Consider the following 14,854-nt stretch of genomic DNA (forward strand, 5'->3'; position numbering starts at 1 on the left):
ATCATCCAGATTATCCATACTTCAAAAATACTCAAAACTTTTGTAAGAAAGTCCTTAATTCATATAAAACGAAACACGTATTGCTGCACCTTTTTGCCCTTTATCATATAGATAAAAGCCTTCTCTGATCATATTGTCAGGCTCTGCAGATGGTTCTGTGATATCGTAATAATGCACGGTATCCTTATTGTCATCTATTTCGGTTCTACTCAGTTGATACTGCTTTTTATCCACTATCCGCTGATAATCTTCTCCATAACCTTTTCCAAAAAATGAAGAGGTAATCCAGACCATCTTTTGAAGCAATTCGGATGTATTTTCAAATGGAATATCCGTTTCCAGATAGGCATCATAAATAAAATGATTGCAGCCTCCAATCATCAGTTGCAGACGGTCGCCATTACGCAAATTGACTGTAAGCTGGTGAGTCGTGGTATCCCAGACACCTTTGAGAGCAGGATCAAATTCCGACACTGCATCTTTTGTCAGTCTTTCCATGTCATTGTCAAAGATACAGTCATCCACTGTAGCTGTGATGGTATCTTTTCCAGTAGTAGAATCAGCTTTTAAGGCAATAGCAGTATCCGATTGACTTGTATTTTTGATATTACTGTTGGATTGGCAGCCTGCTGATAAGCAAATACCTGTAAGAAGAAAAGGTACTATAATTTTAAAATTCATTTCAGTCAAATGATATAGTTTTAGTAGAAACTTGCGATTATTTATATTTTCAAACACACTATCATCAAAATAAGTGATAATTGTAATTATCACTTATTTTGATGATAAAATTATCAATTATATCGTTTTACAATACGTAGCCGATGTGTATATTTATTCCAGTCTTTATTAAAAATTCCTTCCGAATCCATCTTGTCTATTCTGATCTTTGCAGAGGCATGGATAATACGTTCACTATCCAACATAATACCTACATGAGTAATTCGCCCTTCTGCATTGTCAAAATAAGCGAGATCTCCGGCTTTTATTTCCGGAAGAAAATCTACAGTAGTTCCCAGTTCTGCCTGTTGATATGCATCTCTGGGCAACTTTAAGTTAAAATGTCTGTAAATCAATTGAGAGAATCCTGAACAATCTATACCGGCACGTGAACGTCCTCCCCAGAGATACGGAACAGCTTCGTAGGCACGGGAAACAACAGCTATTTCTGTTTCAAATGAACCTGTGTCCGGTGCAAACACATCTCCCTCAATGTTATACGCAACCTTGCCGACCTTCATCGTATTATCCTGGCCGGGATACACATATGTACCATGTACTAATTGTATGCGTACAAAGCCTGAAACAGCATAAGCCCCTGATGGACCTACCAACAGACGTTTTGAAGAATGACAGGAGTTGTACTCCTCCGCTGTGACATATGTAAACTGCCCCAACTGCAACCACCCCTCATAATTATCGGTTTCAGTTTTAATATATGCCCAATCTGCGGATTCTTCCAGAACCTCAAAGCATTCTCCGAACAATAATTGTGATACCATTTCGCTGCGATGTGCAGCTTCTACCCTTAATGGTACAATAGAAAGATTACAGATTCCAAAAGCCATAATATGAATATTCTGTAGAACAGTCCTAAAAATACGGTTATCGTACTACCATATATCAATGCCTGTTCTTTGCTAAAAAACAAATTATATAGATATGAAACAAAATGCTTATTTCATATGTTTTATTCCTACGAAGATAATCCTTTAAAGTGAAATATTATGACTACAGTACATCCAAAATTCCAACGTGTTCTTGTAGCGATCGACGATAGTCCTTGCTCATTAAAAGCTATTGAGTATGCAAAAGAAGTAACGAAATTATTAAAAACTTCTATTGCCTTAGTTACAGTAGTACCTCCCACGACCCCTGCCAGCTATGGTGCAGATCCGCTTCTGGGACAGCAACCCATTATTGTACCTGAAGTTACAGAGATACAGGAAAAATCAGCTCAGGAATTTCTGGAAAGAATAAGCCGGGAATTTGAAGAAGCGAATGAAGTTTTTGTGTTCAACAAGGTGGGTTCTGTCAAACAGGAAATTCTTTCGGTAGCACAGGAATGGGCTGCTGACCTGATAATTATGGGCTCAAATGGCCGTACAGGATTTGATCATTTTATCTCAGGTAGTGTTTCTGAAGGCGTTATCCGCAAATCGTTATGTCCTGTAATGGTAATCCCGGGAAAAGCAGAATAGCTTATTTTTTACGTAACCGGGCCGCAAACATAGTATCGGCCTGCTGTTCGTACCCCTTCAAAGTGACCATTTCCTCCAGTTCGCACCCCAGATGTTCACAGATAAAATTGACAACGTCTTCATTTTCTTCTTTAAAAACAGAACAGGTGATATATAGCAGCGTTTTACCTGGTTTAAGGTGGCGTAATACATTCTTGGCAATCTGACGTTGCAATACAGAGAAACTGGCTATAGCGGATTCCCTGAATTGAGATATCATCTCCGGTGTTCTTCCCCATGTACCGGAACCGGAACAGGGTGCATCCAGAATAATACCGTCAAACAACTCCTTATCCAATATTGTTAACGGATCACGTGTCAGATCAATAACTTTCTTACGGTAATTTTTGATTCCGGCCAAATCAAAACGCTCGTCCAGATTACGAAGTATACTCATCCGGATATCAGACACCAGTAATTTTACTGATGGATATTTATCCAGAAAAAGAAGAGCCTTCCCTCCCGATGCAGCACAGGCATCCCACCAGCTTTCACCATCTTTTGCTTCTATCAGATCAATCGTCTTTTGGGAAGACAGATCCTGTACTTCATAAAGTCCGGATAATCCTTTCAACTGCTGCAGATTTGTTCCGTTACGTAAGGCTAATGTCTGTGAGCGAACATTCTCAAATGCAACTCCTGCTTCTGTAAGGATATGCTTTACTTTCGCTTCTGATCCTCTTTTCAATCGGATAAACAGATCCGGTTGTATCAGTTGACTTTGCAGGAACAGCTCTGTATCAATAGGAGCTGATAAATGTTGTTGGAATGGAAAAAGGTCTGATTTGTTTATCAAATCCAGACTGACCAAAAAATCAATTTTATCTGAAACAGGATCCCCTAATCGTGGCGTCCATTCAGGTTGGTAATAAGAGACAACTGTACTCTCTGTCTCACACAGAAACTCAGCAAGCACGACCCGATTTGTCACCGGAAGTTGTGCCGCAGCTGTACCTAACCTGAAAAAGTTATAGCACAGCCTGGAAGTCATCCGTCTGTCGGATGACCCCATCTGCTTATTATCTTTAAAAAACTGTGTTAAAAACCTTGAGAACGGTTCTTTATTCGGATATGAAGACAGTGCACGTTCAAAATTGCGAATTTGCTGTCCTATACGTCTCTCGTTGACCTCCATTAGCATTTACCCAATAGTAAGGGTTATTATTTTGATTGAAATGCACCATTACGGTATACTAAGAAACCAACTGCATTATTAACATACCCCCATGCAGCATTATACTGAAATTTAAAGGAGTTAGACAGCCCGTCAAATTCTTCACTTTCTACATGCGCGGCATAATCTTTACCATATTTGGCAATCAGTCTTCCAAAGTATTGAGCGGCATCATATCCTTTAAATGAATATTCTGATGGCTCTACTCCATAAGTATCCTTATATGTGGTCTTAAATTTACGCACGGCAGATGAATACGAAGAAAGTACAAATGAAGAACTGATCGTTATCGAATAGTCATCTACATTACTGAATGCCTTAAAATCAAACTTATCCCATGTCGGATGTCCGAACAGGGCAAATTTGTAAGGTGATTCCAGGCTTTTAGTATCCAGATTACTCAATAATGCTCTAAGCTGTACTGCACTTGTGGTGCCTGTGACAATAATGTTTTTGCCTGTCTGGGTCAGCGATTGATTCAGTTGGTCTATACTCGTCACCGAACGTACATCCAGTTTTTTCTTTGCTCCTGCTATTTCTGTATCAAATCCTGTAAGGAACTGTTTGTGATCTGCATCTCCGGTATTGTAAACAATGACAACATCTCCGGTATTGTATTCCCTGATAATCTCTTTTGCCATCTCCCGCATGTGTACCCGTATCGGCGGAGTAAGTGACACAAGATTAGGATTATTAAATTCTGTAGGCATAGTTGCTGCTAGCGGCGATACCTGCAGAATTTTCCTGTTTACGGAATTTGCACCGAAAGTTTTAATCTCTTTTGGATAGATAGGACCTACAATTAATGATGCATACTGCACATCATCGGATTTAGCTATCGCTGTAGTGCGTACCACATCATCCCGGGAGTCCAGCACATTTAAGGTGAAATTAGTTCCTTGCTTAGCCAGATCATCTAATCCGGTCTGAAATCCCTGATAAAAGTCTAATGCCAATGCGGAACGCTTTACATCATTTTCAGACAAAAGACTGGTATTGACAGAAGTCAGCTGGAAAGGAAGGATCAGGGCTATCTGATTGACCATAGCCCTTTTTGCTGCCGCCTTTTGCTCTGCCGGAGACAATTCTTTTACTGTAGTCTTATCTTTATCCTTTTTCTCTGTTACAGCACCTGTATTTCCACCTTTATAATCAGGTGAACGCAGCACGCCGGTAGTCTTAGGAGAACATGATGTAACAGCCAGTAAAAGTGCTGCCAGCAGCAGTAAATTATTCCCACTCAATCGTTGCCGGCGGTTTGGAACTGATATCATATACAACTCTGTTGATTCCTTTAACATGATTAATGATTTCGTTAGAAATTTTTGCCAGAAGATCATATGGCAAGTGAATCCAGTCTGCAGTCATACCGTCCAGTGAACCTACAGCACGCAAACTCACCACATGCTCATATGTACGTTCGTCTCCCATTACACCTACAGATTTCACCGGAAGGAATATTGTTCCTGCCTGCCATACTTTATCGTACCATCCGGATTCTTTCAGATTACGGATGTAGATATCGTCTGCTTCCTGTAAGATACGTACACGATCCGGAGTAATATCTCCCAGAATGCGTATTGCTAGTCCAGGTCCGGGGAAAGGATGTCTTCCCAGAATAGCGGGATCTACATTCAATGTTTTTCCGACTTTACGAACTTCGTCCTTGAACAAAGTCTTCAATGGTTCTACAACCTTCAACTTCATAAAGTCCGGAAGACCTCCTACATTATGGTGTGATTTGATCGTCGCCGAAGGGCCTTTTACCGATATAGATTCGATAATATCAGGATAGATTGTACCTTGTCCCAACCATTTGGCCTCTACACCTTCTGGTAATTCTTTCTGGATCTCTTTTGCAGCTTCATCAAAGACATCTATAAATGAAGCACCAATGATCTTTCTCTTTTGTTCAGGTTCTGAAATACCAGCCAATCTGCCATAGAATAAATCTTTAGCATTGATTCCCTTGATATTCAGCCCCATATTTTTATACGAATCCAACACCTGCTCGTATTCGTCTTTACGCAGTAATCCGTGATCCACGAATATACAGTGAAGATTTTTACCTATTGCCTGATGCAATAACACACCTGCTACAGTAGAATCTACACCTCCTGAGAGTGCCAGGATCACATGGTCATTACCTAATTGTTTTTTAAGATCTGCAACTGTAGTTTCTACAAAAGCATCTGCAGTCCAGTCCTGTTCGCATCCGCAAATGTCAACAACAAAGTTTTTCAGCAATACCTGACCATCTGTGCTGTGCGTTACTTCGGGGTGAAACTGAATACCGAAAGTCTGCGTGCCCTCTACCTGATAGGCTGCTACTCTTACTTTATCCGTACTGGCAATAATTTTAAAGTTTGCCGGGACATCTTTGATCGTATCTCCATGTGACATCCAGACCTGTGACTGGGTCGGTACTCCTACCAATAATGGATTAGCGTCATCTACAAATTGCAAATTAGCACGTCCGTACTCTCTGATTTCCGAAGGCAATACCTCTCCTCCGGATTGTTGTGCGATATATTGTGCTCCGTAACACACTCCTAATAACGGGAAACGGTCCTGAATAGATTTAAAATCTATTTGTGGTGCATCTTCCTGGCGTACCGAATACGGACTTCCTGAAAAAATAACACCTTTTACTGTTTCATCAAATTCTGGAAGATGATTAAAAGGATGGATTTCGCAATACACACTTAGTTCACGCACACGTCTGGCAATCAACTGTGTATACTGTGAACCAAAATCAAGAATAATAATTTTTTCTGGCATGGGCCAAAGTTACGGATTTGTACTGAAATATGATTCTATAAAAACAATATAACGATAAAAGTAGTTTGAAATTATCTGTTTACCGCTGAGATGTTTATTGCGGATAATTTATCAGCAGTATATTCGGAGAGCAGAATCGGCTTATTTTTCTCTAAGAAAGGAAAAAAGCAAAAAAGCTGCCTTAGATTTTAAAGCAGCTTTCTGTATACTATTTTATAATTTAAATAACGCCGTGAAGCATCAACTGTTGCTCCATCTCTTTCTGAAGAATCAATGCCTCTTCTCTGGCTCGTTCGGCAAAGTCTTTTCCATTTGACGCATAGATAATACCACGGGTACTGTTAACCAGTAATCCACAATCCTTATTCATACCATATTTACATACATCTTCCAGACTTCCACCCTGTGCACCTACACCCGGTACAAGCAGAAAATGATCCGGTGCATGTTCACGTATTTTGATAAATCCTTCGCCACGGGTAGCACCTACTACATACATAATCTGCTCGTCCGATCCCCAGGTATTTACCTTGTCCAGGACTTCTTCAAATAACTGTTTTCCGGAGGTATTGGTAAAATTCTGAAAATCCAGACTTCCCGGATTAGAGGTAAGTGCCAATACTATAGCCCACTTACCTTCAAAATCTAAAAATGGTGTGACCGAATCTTTACCCATATAAGGAGCAATAGTAATCGAGTCAAAGCTCATACCCGAGTTTTGCTGATCAAAAAATGCACTGGCATACATTTTAGAGGTATTACCTATATCTCCACGCTTGGCATCCGCTATACTGAAACAGTCTTTAGGCAAAGCTTCCCAGGTCTTGCGAAGAGATTCCCAGCCCCTCATACCATAGCTTTCGTAGAAAGCGATATTAGGTTTATAGGCCACACAAAGATCCGCTGTCGCTTCAATAATTGCTTTATTAAAGCTAAAGATAGGATCTTCATTATCCAGTAAATGTTCGGGAATCTTGGTCAGATCTGTATCCAGACCTACACAGAGAAATGAATGCTTTGTTTTGATTTGTTGAATGAGCGCTGCTCTGGTCATATTAAAAATTCAAAAGTAAAAATTCAAAAATAAGGGAAGATCCTATTTATTAATCAGTTCCTCTATAAAATCCACAACTTCTTTACGGCTATAATCCGCCATTCCTTCATGTCTGGTCACTATTGCTCCCGCTTTATCAAGTATTAATGTTGTTGGAATAGATCCTCCTAACCAGGTCTGCGGAATCTCTTCTGCTGGAAAATGTACAGGCATTGTCAGTTTTTCATCCTGCATAAACTGCAGCGCTTTTTCTGTGTCGTTTTCTATTTCTACAATCAGAAAAGCTACTTTATCGTTATTTTTAAACTTATCATACAGCTTCTGAATAGATGGCATTTCTGCTTTACAAGGGGGGCACCAGGTTGCCCAAAAATTAACAAACACCACTTTTCCTTTGAGATCATGTGTCTGAATAGTTTTACCGGAAGCATCCACAAAAGCCAGATTAGGTTCTCCTGATTGAACAGCATTAGCCCCTTCCGGTATAGAGTCAGGTGTTTTCGGCACTTCAAGTTTAGGTTTGAACAAACCTATCTTCATAAGCCCCTGCTGAAAATAAGCACGACTCGTTGGCCATACCAGCAATGCGATCAGCACAACGAAAACCACATTAATTACAATTTTTTTAGTTTTTGGATTCATCACAAATAAATGGGTTAAGCATCAAATTTTTCTAGCTGTTTGAGTAAGATAGCGAAATCCTTTGGATATTCGGCCTCAAATTCATAAGACTTATCAGCAACTTTAAATCTTACTTTTTTGGAATGTAATGCAAAGCGTTTCATGATTGGTTGCTCTTCTTCATCCTTTGACAATGTAAATCCACGTTTCTTAATTTGAGAAAGATAAACCGGCTTTCCTCTATACATACTGTCACCTACGATGGCCGCATGTTGTGTCGCCAAATGAATACGTATCTGGTGCATACGTCCTGTAATCGGCTTGCACTCCACTAACGTAAAGTGCTTAAAGTATTGTATAGAATTAAAGATCGTTTCGGCAGGTTTACCGTTATAGCGGTCAATAGTTACATTCTTATTTCCCTGATTAAGGATCGGGAGATCTATTTTGAGATCCTGAAAAATATGAGTTCCTTCAATAATAGCATGATAGGTTTTATCTACCCGTCTCTTTTCAAATTCTATGGAGATCAAACGGTAAGTTTCCGGATTTTTAGCGATAAGAAGTATGCCTGAAGTTTCCTTATCCAGTCGGTGACAGATCTGTGCATCGGCGTAGTATTTCTTAGCCAGACGCAGTATATTGATCTCTCCGCCTTCACGCTCGTCAAGCGAGGCTATAAAAGGGGGTTTGTTGATTACAATAATATTTTCATCTTCGTGAATGATCAGATCAGTGAACTTCGGAAATTTAAAGAGTTTAGCTTCGCTTTGCTTCATCCTGCAAATTTACAAAATACCTTTGAGATAGCTGCGATTTACCTTTACCGATAAGGCTAACAAGCATTTATTAGGGTTTTAAAACATAGTTTTGCTTAAAATTTCTATACTTTTGTTTCTTCAACAAACGAAGACATGTCTGTAAACAAAGAAATTACACGAATCACGACTTCTACCATTCAGGAATTGAAGAATCGTAAAGAAAAAATTGCGATGCTGACCGGCTATGATTATTCTATAGCACGTGCACTGGATGAGGGAGGAGTTGAAATCATTTTAGTAGGCGACTCTGCCGCTAATGTATTTGCCGGTTACGAAACGACCTTGCCGATGACACTGGACAACATGATTTATCATGCTTCAGCGGTAGTAAGAGGTACCAAACGTGCGATGGTAGTCGTAGACCTTCCTTTCGGAGCTTATCAGGGCGACATCAACGATGCTTATAAGGCTGCTGTTCGCGTCATGAAAGAATCCGGAGCGCATGCACTCAAACTGGAAGGTGGTGTAGAGATCATCGAAAACATCCGTAAAATAGTTGAGACAGGAATCCCGGTTTGCGGGCACCTGGGGCTTACGCCACAGTCCATTTACAAATTCGGAAACTTTGGTGTAAGAGCTAAAGAGGAAGCTGAAGCGGAAAAATTAAAGACAGATGCATTAGCCCTTCAGGAAGCAGGTTGTTTTGCTGTGGTACTGGAGAAAATTCCGGCCAAGCTGGCAGCTGAAGTATCTGCTTCTTTGCATATCCCTACTATAGGCATCGGAGCAGGAAACGGATGTGACGGTCAGGTATTGGTCGTAAATGATATGCTGGGATTGACAAAAGGTTTTAAACCTAAGTTTTTGCGTCAGTATCTTAATCTGTACGAGGAAATGACCAAAGCATTCGGCCAGTATGTAGCTGATGTCAAAGCTGTAAATTACCCGAACGAAAACGAACAATATTAATTATACTACTTAAGCAAAGATGTTCAAATTTCTGATTATACTCGGATTGATAGGATTGGTGATCTACTTTGTATCCCGTAAATTATCGGGTCTTACAGGTTCTTCTTCCGGAGCAATCAGAAAGGGACAGTTTCAGCTTATGCACACTCCAACAGCTTTGATTACAAAGGTTTCAAAGAAAACATTTGTCAATGTAGGCATTGGTGTCATTTTGTTACTTATTGTCGTATTGCTGGCTGTTAAGATCAAAATACTATTGTTTCTGCTGCCTATCAGTTTTTATATGATCGGACAGCTTTTTGTACTGACCAATCATGTGAAAGCTACCCGAAATCAACAAATCTGGTTTGATCCGCAACAGGAAGAAGTTATTGTTGAAAGTCTGAATAAACAGACTATACGATTCAAGCTGCAGACAGATGTAAAAGCAGTGCAGCAAATAGAAGCGGTACAGCATACCAACGGAGTTGTATTTGGTTATTACCGTATGAAAACGACAGCAGGTATTGTAGAAATCCCGTATCTGGTTATGAAAAACGATGCGGTTTATCCCTTTGCTAATGCAGTACATAAACACTTCTCTCCTTCTCTGCAGAAAAGATTATTTCCGATTATATAAATGTTACTGGAAGAAGGCATAAAAGATAAGGGTTCATTTTAATTAAAATGAACCCTTATCTTTTATGTTGATGAATCAGCAATCAGGAATTGATTGCCTTCCAGATCATATCTTTTAATTGAAGAATATTTTTGCCTGTAATAGACGAGATAAAAATATATGGAATATTATCCGGCACCTGAGCCTTCATTTCATTTTCCAGTTCTTCATCCAGCATATCAGATTTAGTAATTGCCAGTAATTTGGGCTTATCCATCAATTCAGGATTATAAGCCGTCAATTCTTTCAAAAGAATATGATATTCTTCCGCAATTGTACGATCTGTGTCTGCCGGAACCATAAAGAGTAAAACTGAGTTTCGTTCAATATGACGCAAAAACCGGTATCCTAATCCTTTACCTTCCGAAGCTCCTTCGATAATACCCGGAATATCGGCCATTACAAAAGATTTATTATCTCTGTAACTTACAATCCCCAGATTGGGTACCAATGTAGTAAAAGGGTAATTTGCAATTTCAGGTTTTGCAGCTGACACTACTGACAGCAGTGTTGATTTACCTGCATTCGGGAATCCTACCAGCCCGACATCGGCCAGTACTTTGAGCTCCAGAATTACCCATTGCTCTATTCCGGGTCTTCCCGGTTGAGAAAATCGTGGAGTCTGCTGTGTTGCAGACTTAAAATGCCAGTTACCCAGTCCGCCGATACCACCTGCTGTCAAAATTTTTGTTTCGCCATCTTCTGTAATATCAAACAAGACTTCTCCCGTCTCGGCATCACGTGCGATAGTACCCAGCGGTACTTCCAGTATTTCATCTTTACCGTTAGCTCCGGAGCGCAATGCACTACCTCCCGGATCTCCGTTGGATGCAATGATATGTTTTCTGTATTTCAGATGGAGCAGTGTCCACAACTGACTTGTTCCTTTGAGTATAATATGCCCTCCACGGCCGCCATCACCTCCATCAGGACCACCTTTGGCAGTATGCTTATCCCGATGCAAATGCGCTGAACCAGCACCACCATGACCTGATCGGCAACACACTTTCACATAATCTACAAAATTTGATCCCTGAGCCATTTATTATACTTCGTTAAGCTAAAAAAGAAAAAATACTAATAAACTATTAGTATTGGTCAATAATCTGGGTCAGTTCCCCAAAAATAGAGTCAATATCTCCGATTCCGTTTACCTTAGAAAGCTTACTTTGAGCTTCATAATAAGGTAATACAAGAATAGTTTTTTCGAAATACTCTTCTATGCGTTTTGTCAGTTTATCTGCCGCATCATCTGCGCGACCTGAAATCTCTTGTCTCTTAGCGATACGCGCTTTCAGTTCATCTTCGTTGACATCCAGCGCAATTACTCCTGTGATAGAAGAATTGTTAGACTCAAGGAAGTGATCCAAAGCCTCAGCCTGCGCTACAGTGCGCGGGAATCCATCAAAAATAAATCCTTTTGCATCTGGATTTTTTTGAATTTCTTCCTCCAGCATTGCTATCGTTACGGAGTCAGGCACCAGGTTACCATCCGCAATGATCTGACTAACCTGTTGGCCTAATGTTGTCTGGTCTTTGATGTGAGCACGGAAAAGATCACCTGTTGAGATATGCACCAATTGGTATTTATCAATAAGCTTTTGTGATTGAGTGCCTTTGCCCGCACCTGGAGGACCGAATAAAACAAGGTTTAGCATAGTTGTAATTCCGTAAAAAATAAAAGCCTAATCTTGTTTTTGATTAGGCTTGGAGTTTAACAAGTGCGCTCAAAGGGAGTCGAACCCCTAACCTCCTGATCCGTAGTCAGGTGCTCTATCCAATTAAGCTATGAGCGCGGCAACCAACACTTCCCGACTTTATGCCTGTTCTGTTTTGGTGATGCAAATATAGGGAAATTCCATCTTCACACAAATTTTTTTTCATTTTAAAGTAGAACACTGCATCAATCGATAAGAATTACCCGAATAATTCAATTGTTACATATCTGACAAAAAGTGAAGGAATGGATGTGTGTGGAATAAGAGATAAAATGTGTGCGCTCAAAGGGAGTCGAACCCCTAACCTCCTGATCCGTAGTCAGGTGCTCTATCCAATTAAGCTATGAGCGCAGTTCCTGTGTATCCCGGAGATAACCCCGTTTTGTTTTGGTGATGCAAATATCGTTACTTTTATCTTATTTCCAAATAAAAATATTCATTTTTAGTGTCTGCAGAAATATAATTCTAATTATCTTATTGATTTTATTATATTTATGTTGAAATATTTTTTTTCATATCATACATTCCCCATACATGACAGAGCGTAACTTTAAGAGTAGCAAGATCCGAATTGGTGATATCAGTATCTCATACTATATCAAACCAGCACTTACTTCCGAACCAACCGAAACTATCATTTTTATCCACGGATTTCCCTTTAATAAGAAAACCTGGAAAGCTCAGCTTGAGAGTTTAGCAGACAACGTAACCGGAATCGCTGTAGATGTGCGCGGGCATGGCAATACCACTGCAGGACACGGCTTTTTCAGTATAGATGTTTTTGCCAAAGACCTTGTTGTATTTATTAAAAAGTTAGATATCGAACAGGTGACTTTATGTGGTATATCCATGGGCGGATATATTGCGCTAAGAGCACAGCAGTTAATCCCAAAACGAATAAAAGGTCTGATCCTGTGTGATACGCACGCAAGAGCTGATGATAACAAAGGAAAACAAAAAAGATTTGATTCTATTCAGGCTATTTTACAATATGGAAGAAGACCATTTGCAATAGGTTTTGTTGAAAACGTCTTCCATAAAGATACAATCAGCAACAATCCCGAAGCTGTAGAATTGATCAAAAGCAGTATCCGTCGCAACAGTATAAGCAGTATTTGTGCTACACAACTGGCATTAGCCAGTCGTACCGATACTCGTGACACACTGGATGCTATTGATATTCCGACACTCCTCATCAGAGGAGCAAGTGATACAATCACTCCAAAAGAACTTATGGAGGAATTAGATACAGCTATTCCGCAGGCCTCCTATGTAGAACTCGAAAATGCCGGTCATCTTCCAAATCTGGAGCAACCTGAGCGGTTCAACAGTCTGCTCCATGAATTTTTGAGAAATTTACAAATCAGATAAGGCATTTTCGGTCAGCAAAGCTCCCTTTTCGATCAGATACTCTGAGCGGTCGTAGTCCCATAATCCTGAAATATTATGTGGGATGGTGACCACATAATCCGGCTTGTACAAAGCTATGCTTTGTGCAGCCAGCTGCCGTCTCATCGCGTAGTAAGCATGCGTCAATACACCTATTGAATTTACTTTTTCAGGTTTATTTTTTGTCTGTGCCAGTTCCGGATCAGGCTGACCGTCCAGATTTACTGCGACTACAAGATTATGCTTATGTTGTACATGATTAATAGGTAATGGATTGAGTACACCTCCATCTACCAGAAACTGTTCATCAATACTAACAGCTGTAAATACGGCCGGTATTGCTATAGAAGCACGTATAGCATCGTACATACTACCGGTCCGAAATATTACATCCTGCTCCTTTTTCAGATCGGTCGCTACTGCTGTATAACGTATGGGCAGATCTTCAATATTTATATCCGGCACGATCTGTTTGAGGGCCTCAAAGATCCGTATACCTTTCATGACGCCTGAACCAGAATAAGTGAAATCCATTAGTCTGAAAATTTCGCGTTTACTAAGAGTCTTCAGCCAATCCTGAAAATCAGATAGTTTCTGCTGTGCATACACTCCTCCTACTAACGAGCCGATAGAACAGCCAACAATCTCATCTATCGTATACCCTTTGGCTTCCAGTGCATGAATTACCCCTATCTCTGCAATCCCTCTGGCACCTCCGCTTCCCAGAACCAATGAAACATGTTTTTTCCTTGCTGCATTCATAACGCTAAAAATACAATATTTAAGGAGAAAGAAATTGTCATTAAAAAGTCTAAAAAGCATAAAGTGTTTAAACATTTAAAAATCATTGTTACTTTTGCTAACACTGTTAACTAGATGTTTAGACATGGGAATATCGGAACGAAGATTTCGGGAGCAAGAGCAATTAAAACAACTTATCGTAGCGCAGTCATGGAGTATTGTGGCGGAGGAAGGATGGGCTGCACTCTCTCTGCGTAAGATTGCGGATGCGATTGAATACAGCGTACCAGTGATCTATAAGCACTTTAGCAGCAAAGATGACCTGATCGAATATTTTACGAAAGAGGGATTCCGTTTACTGGCCGAACAACTTGCCTCTGCTATCAGTCAGGATGACTCTGCTGAAGTAAAAATCCGTCATATTGCTGAAGCTTACTGGTCCTTTGCCTTTACACATCAGAAGCATTATGAGATCATGTTTGGTCTGGGCATACCGACCTGCGAAGCGATACAGACTGTACAGGAGAAAAGAAAGACTTCAGAAATTTTACTGACAGTCATAGAAGAGGCTATTTTGCAAAGCAAACGCACAGACACTGATAAGTACTTAAAAATGAAAACTTTTTGGTCTATCATGCACGGTCTTGTTGCTATTGAATTATTATCTGTTAATCAAAAATCAATTGAACCATCCGCTATACTTAAAGATGCCGTGGATGGATATATCAAATCACTAATTAATTAAATA

General features: G+C 40.0%; 16 protein-coding genes and 2 tRNA genes. 5 read left to right on the forward strand and 13 right to left on the reverse strand.

Features of this window, described 5'->3' with window-relative positions:
* Positions 1-54 precede the first annotated feature (54 nt).
* Together HMPREF0766_RS20010 and HMPREF0766_RS20015 are read right to left on the reverse strand one after the other, a co-directional pair.
* Positions 55-681 carry a hypothetical protein gene (locus HMPREF0766_RS20010; RefSeq protein ID WP_115388611.1) on the reverse strand — a complete coding sequence of 209 codons (627 nt, stop codon included), beginning with the start codon at positions 679-681 and terminating at the stop codon, positions 55-57.
* Positions 682-794: 113 nt separating this feature from the next.
* Positions 795-1,568, reverse strand: a complete 774-nt coding sequence (locus HMPREF0766_RS20015; protein WP_003001482.1) for a C40 family peptidase — start codon at positions 1,566-1,568, stop codon at positions 795-797.
* A 159-nt stretch (positions 1,569-1,727) separates the two neighbouring features.
* Between HMPREF0766_RS20015 and HMPREF0766_RS20020 the strand changes: the two genes are divergently transcribed.
* Positions 1,728-2,201, forward strand: a complete 474-nt coding sequence (locus HMPREF0766_RS20020) for a universal stress protein (RefSeq protein ID WP_003001483.1) — start codon at positions 1,728-1,730, stop codon at positions 2,199-2,201.
* A 1-nt stretch (position 2,202) separates the two neighbouring features.
* Here the strand turns inward: HMPREF0766_RS20020 and HMPREF0766_RS20025 are convergent, their stop codons facing one another.
* The 6 genes from HMPREF0766_RS20025 to HMPREF0766_RS20050 form a co-directional block, all read right to left on the reverse strand.
* A complete protein-coding gene (locus tag HMPREF0766_RS20025) occupies positions 2,203-3,375 on the reverse strand; it encodes an RsmB/NOP family class I SAM-dependent RNA methyltransferase (protein WP_037461003.1) in 1,173 nt (390 codons plus the stop codon).
* 26 nt (positions 3,376-3,401) lie between these two features.
* On the reverse strand, positions 3,402-4,688 hold the full coding sequence (locus tag HMPREF0766_RS20030) for an ABC transporter substrate-binding protein (RefSeq protein WP_236590451.1): 1,287 nt from the start codon (positions 4,686-4,688) through the stop codon (positions 3,402-3,404).
* The gene (guaA, locus tag HMPREF0766_RS20035) at positions 4,645-6,195 is read right to left on the reverse strand and encodes a glutamine-hydrolyzing GMP synthase (protein ID WP_003001489.1); all 1,551 of its coding nucleotides are present in this window, start codon (positions 6,193-6,195) and stop codon (positions 4,645-4,647) included. The genes HMPREF0766_RS20030 and guaA overlap by 44 nt, the downstream gene beginning before the upstream one ends.
* A 220-nt stretch (positions 6,196-6,415) precedes the next feature.
* Positions 6,416-7,249, reverse strand: a complete 834-nt coding sequence (gene pyrF, locus HMPREF0766_RS20040) for an orotidine-5'-phosphate decarboxylase (protein ID WP_003001491.1) — start codon at positions 7,247-7,249, stop codon at positions 6,416-6,418.
* Between the two features lie 42 nt (positions 7,250-7,291).
* Positions 7,292-7,891, reverse strand: a complete 600-nt coding sequence (locus HMPREF0766_RS20045; RefSeq protein ID WP_003001492.1) for a TlpA family protein disulfide reductase — start codon at positions 7,889-7,891, stop codon at positions 7,292-7,294.
* Between the two features lie 14 nt (positions 7,892-7,905).
* The gene (locus tag HMPREF0766_RS20050; RefSeq protein WP_003001494.1) at positions 7,906-8,649 is read right to left on the reverse strand and encodes an RluA family pseudouridine synthase; all 744 of its coding nucleotides are present in this window, start codon (positions 8,647-8,649) and stop codon (positions 7,906-7,908) included.
* A 135-nt stretch (positions 8,650-8,784) separates the two neighbouring features.
* Here HMPREF0766_RS20050 and panB point away from each other — a divergent pair, with 135 nt between their 5' ends.
* Positions 8,785-9,600, forward strand: a complete 816-nt coding sequence (gene panB / locus HMPREF0766_RS20055) for a 3-methyl-2-oxobutanoate hydroxymethyltransferase (RefSeq protein WP_003001495.1) — start codon at positions 8,785-8,787, stop codon at positions 9,598-9,600.
* 19 nt (positions 9,601-9,619) lie between these two features.
* Positions 9,620-10,219 carry a hypothetical protein gene (locus HMPREF0766_RS20060; protein WP_003001497.1) on the forward strand — a complete coding sequence of 200 codons (600 nt, stop codon included), beginning with the start codon at positions 9,620-9,622 and terminating at the stop codon, positions 10,217-10,219.
* Between the two features lie 82 nt (positions 10,220-10,301).
* Here HMPREF0766_RS20060 and obgE read toward each other — a convergent pair whose 3' ends face one another.
* The 4 genes from obgE to HMPREF0766_RS20080 form a co-directional block, all read right to left on the reverse strand.
* The gene (gene obgE, locus HMPREF0766_RS20065) at positions 10,302-11,300 is read right to left on the reverse strand and encodes a GTPase ObgE (protein ID WP_003001499.1); all 999 of its coding nucleotides are present in this window, start codon (positions 11,298-11,300) and stop codon (positions 10,302-10,304) included.
* 46 nt (positions 11,301-11,346) lie between these two features.
* Positions 11,347-11,916 (reverse strand): adenylate kinase, encoded by a 570-nt coding sequence (locus HMPREF0766_RS20070; RefSeq protein ID WP_003001500.1) that lies wholly within the window; start codon positions 11,914-11,916, stop codon positions 11,347-11,349.
* Positions 11,917-11,980: 64 nt separating this feature from the next.
* A tRNA-Arg gene (locus tag HMPREF0766_RS20075) sits at positions 11,981-12,054 on the reverse strand.
* A 199-nt stretch (positions 12,055-12,253) separates the two neighbouring features.
* Positions 12,254-12,327, reverse strand: a tRNA-Arg gene (locus tag HMPREF0766_RS20080).
* A 183-nt stretch (positions 12,328-12,510) separates the two neighbouring features.
* Between HMPREF0766_RS20080 and HMPREF0766_RS20085 the strand changes: the two genes are divergently transcribed.
* Positions 12,511-13,347 carry an alpha/beta fold hydrolase gene (locus tag HMPREF0766_RS20085; protein WP_003001502.1) on the forward strand — a complete coding sequence of 279 codons (837 nt, stop codon included), beginning with the start codon at positions 12,511-12,513 and terminating at the stop codon, positions 13,345-13,347.
* Here HMPREF0766_RS20085 and HMPREF0766_RS20090 read toward each other — a convergent pair.
* Positions 13,333-14,127, reverse strand: a complete 795-nt coding sequence (locus HMPREF0766_RS20090; RefSeq protein ID WP_236590450.1) for a patatin-like phospholipase family protein — start codon at positions 14,125-14,127, stop codon at positions 13,333-13,335. The genes HMPREF0766_RS20085 and HMPREF0766_RS20090 overlap by 15 nt on opposite strands.
* Positions 14,128-14,251: 124 nt before the next feature.
* On the opposite strand from HMPREF0766_RS20090, the gene HMPREF0766_RS20095 reads away from it, so the two are divergent.
* Entirely contained in the window at positions 14,252-14,851 is a 600-nt protein-coding gene (locus tag HMPREF0766_RS20095) for a TetR/AcrR family transcriptional regulator (RefSeq protein ID WP_003001506.1), read from the forward strand.
* Positions 14,852-14,854 lie beyond the last annotated feature (3 nt).

Origin of the sequence: Sphingobacterium spiritivorum ATCC 33861 (assembly GCF_000143765.1) — a bacterium.
Classification (GTDB): domain Bacteria; phylum Bacteroidota; class Bacteroidia; order Sphingobacteriales; family Sphingobacteriaceae; genus Sphingobacterium; species Sphingobacterium spiritivorum.

Coding starts and splice junctions, on each gene's coding strand:
- HMPREF0766_RS20010 (WP_115388611.1), bottom strand. CDS start 681: ATGAATTTTAAAATTATAGTACCTTTTCTTCTTACAGGTATTTGCTTA.
- HMPREF0766_RS20015 (WP_003001482.1), bottom strand. CDS start 1,568: ATGGCTTTTGGAATCTGTAATCTTTCTATTGTACCATTAAGGGTAGAA.
- HMPREF0766_RS20020 (WP_003001483.1), top strand. CDS start 1,728: ATGACTACAGTACATCCAAAATTCCAACGTGTTCTTGTAGCGATCGAC.
- HMPREF0766_RS20025 (WP_037461003.1), bottom strand. CDS start 3,375: ATGGAGGTCAACGAGAGACGTATAGGACAGCAAATTCGCAATTTTGAA.
- HMPREF0766_RS20030 (WP_236590451.1), bottom strand. CDS start 4,688: ATGATATCAGTTCCAAACCGCCGGCAACGATTGAGTGGGAATAATTTA.
- guaA (WP_003001489.1), bottom strand. CDS start 6,195: ATGCCAGAAAAAATTATTATTCTTGATTTTGGTTCACAGTATACACAG.
- pyrF (WP_003001491.1), bottom strand. CDS start 7,249: ATGACCAGAGCAGCGCTCATTCAACAAATCAAAACAAAGCATTCATTT.
- HMPREF0766_RS20045 (WP_003001492.1), bottom strand. CDS start 7,891: ATGAATCCAAAAACTAAAAAAATTGTAATTAATGTGGTTTTCGTTGTG.
- HMPREF0766_RS20050 (WP_003001494.1), bottom strand. CDS start 8,649: ATGAAGCAAAGCGAAGCTAAACTCTTTAAATTTCCGAAGTTCACTGAT.
- panB (WP_003001495.1), top strand. CDS start 8,785: ATGTCTGTAAACAAAGAAATTACACGAATCACGACTTCTACCATTCAG.
- HMPREF0766_RS20060 (WP_003001497.1), top strand. CDS start 9,620: ATGTTCAAATTTCTGATTATACTCGGATTGATAGGATTGGTGATCTAC.
- obgE (WP_003001499.1), bottom strand. CDS start 11,300: ATGGCTCAGGGATCAAATTTTGTAGATTATGTGAAAGTGTGTTGCCGA.
- HMPREF0766_RS20070 (WP_003001500.1), bottom strand. CDS start 11,916: ATGCTAAACCTTGTTTTATTCGGTCCTCCAGGTGCGGGCAAAGGCACT.
- HMPREF0766_RS20085 (WP_003001502.1), top strand. CDS start 12,511: ATGACAGAGCGTAACTTTAAGAGTAGCAAGATCCGAATTGGTGATATC.
- HMPREF0766_RS20090 (WP_236590450.1), bottom strand. CDS start 14,127: ATGAATGCAGCAAGGAAAAAACATGTTTCATTGGTTCTGGGAAGCGGA.
- HMPREF0766_RS20095 (WP_003001506.1), top strand. CDS start 14,252: ATGGGAATATCGGAACGAAGATTTCGGGAGCAAGAGCAATTAAAACAA.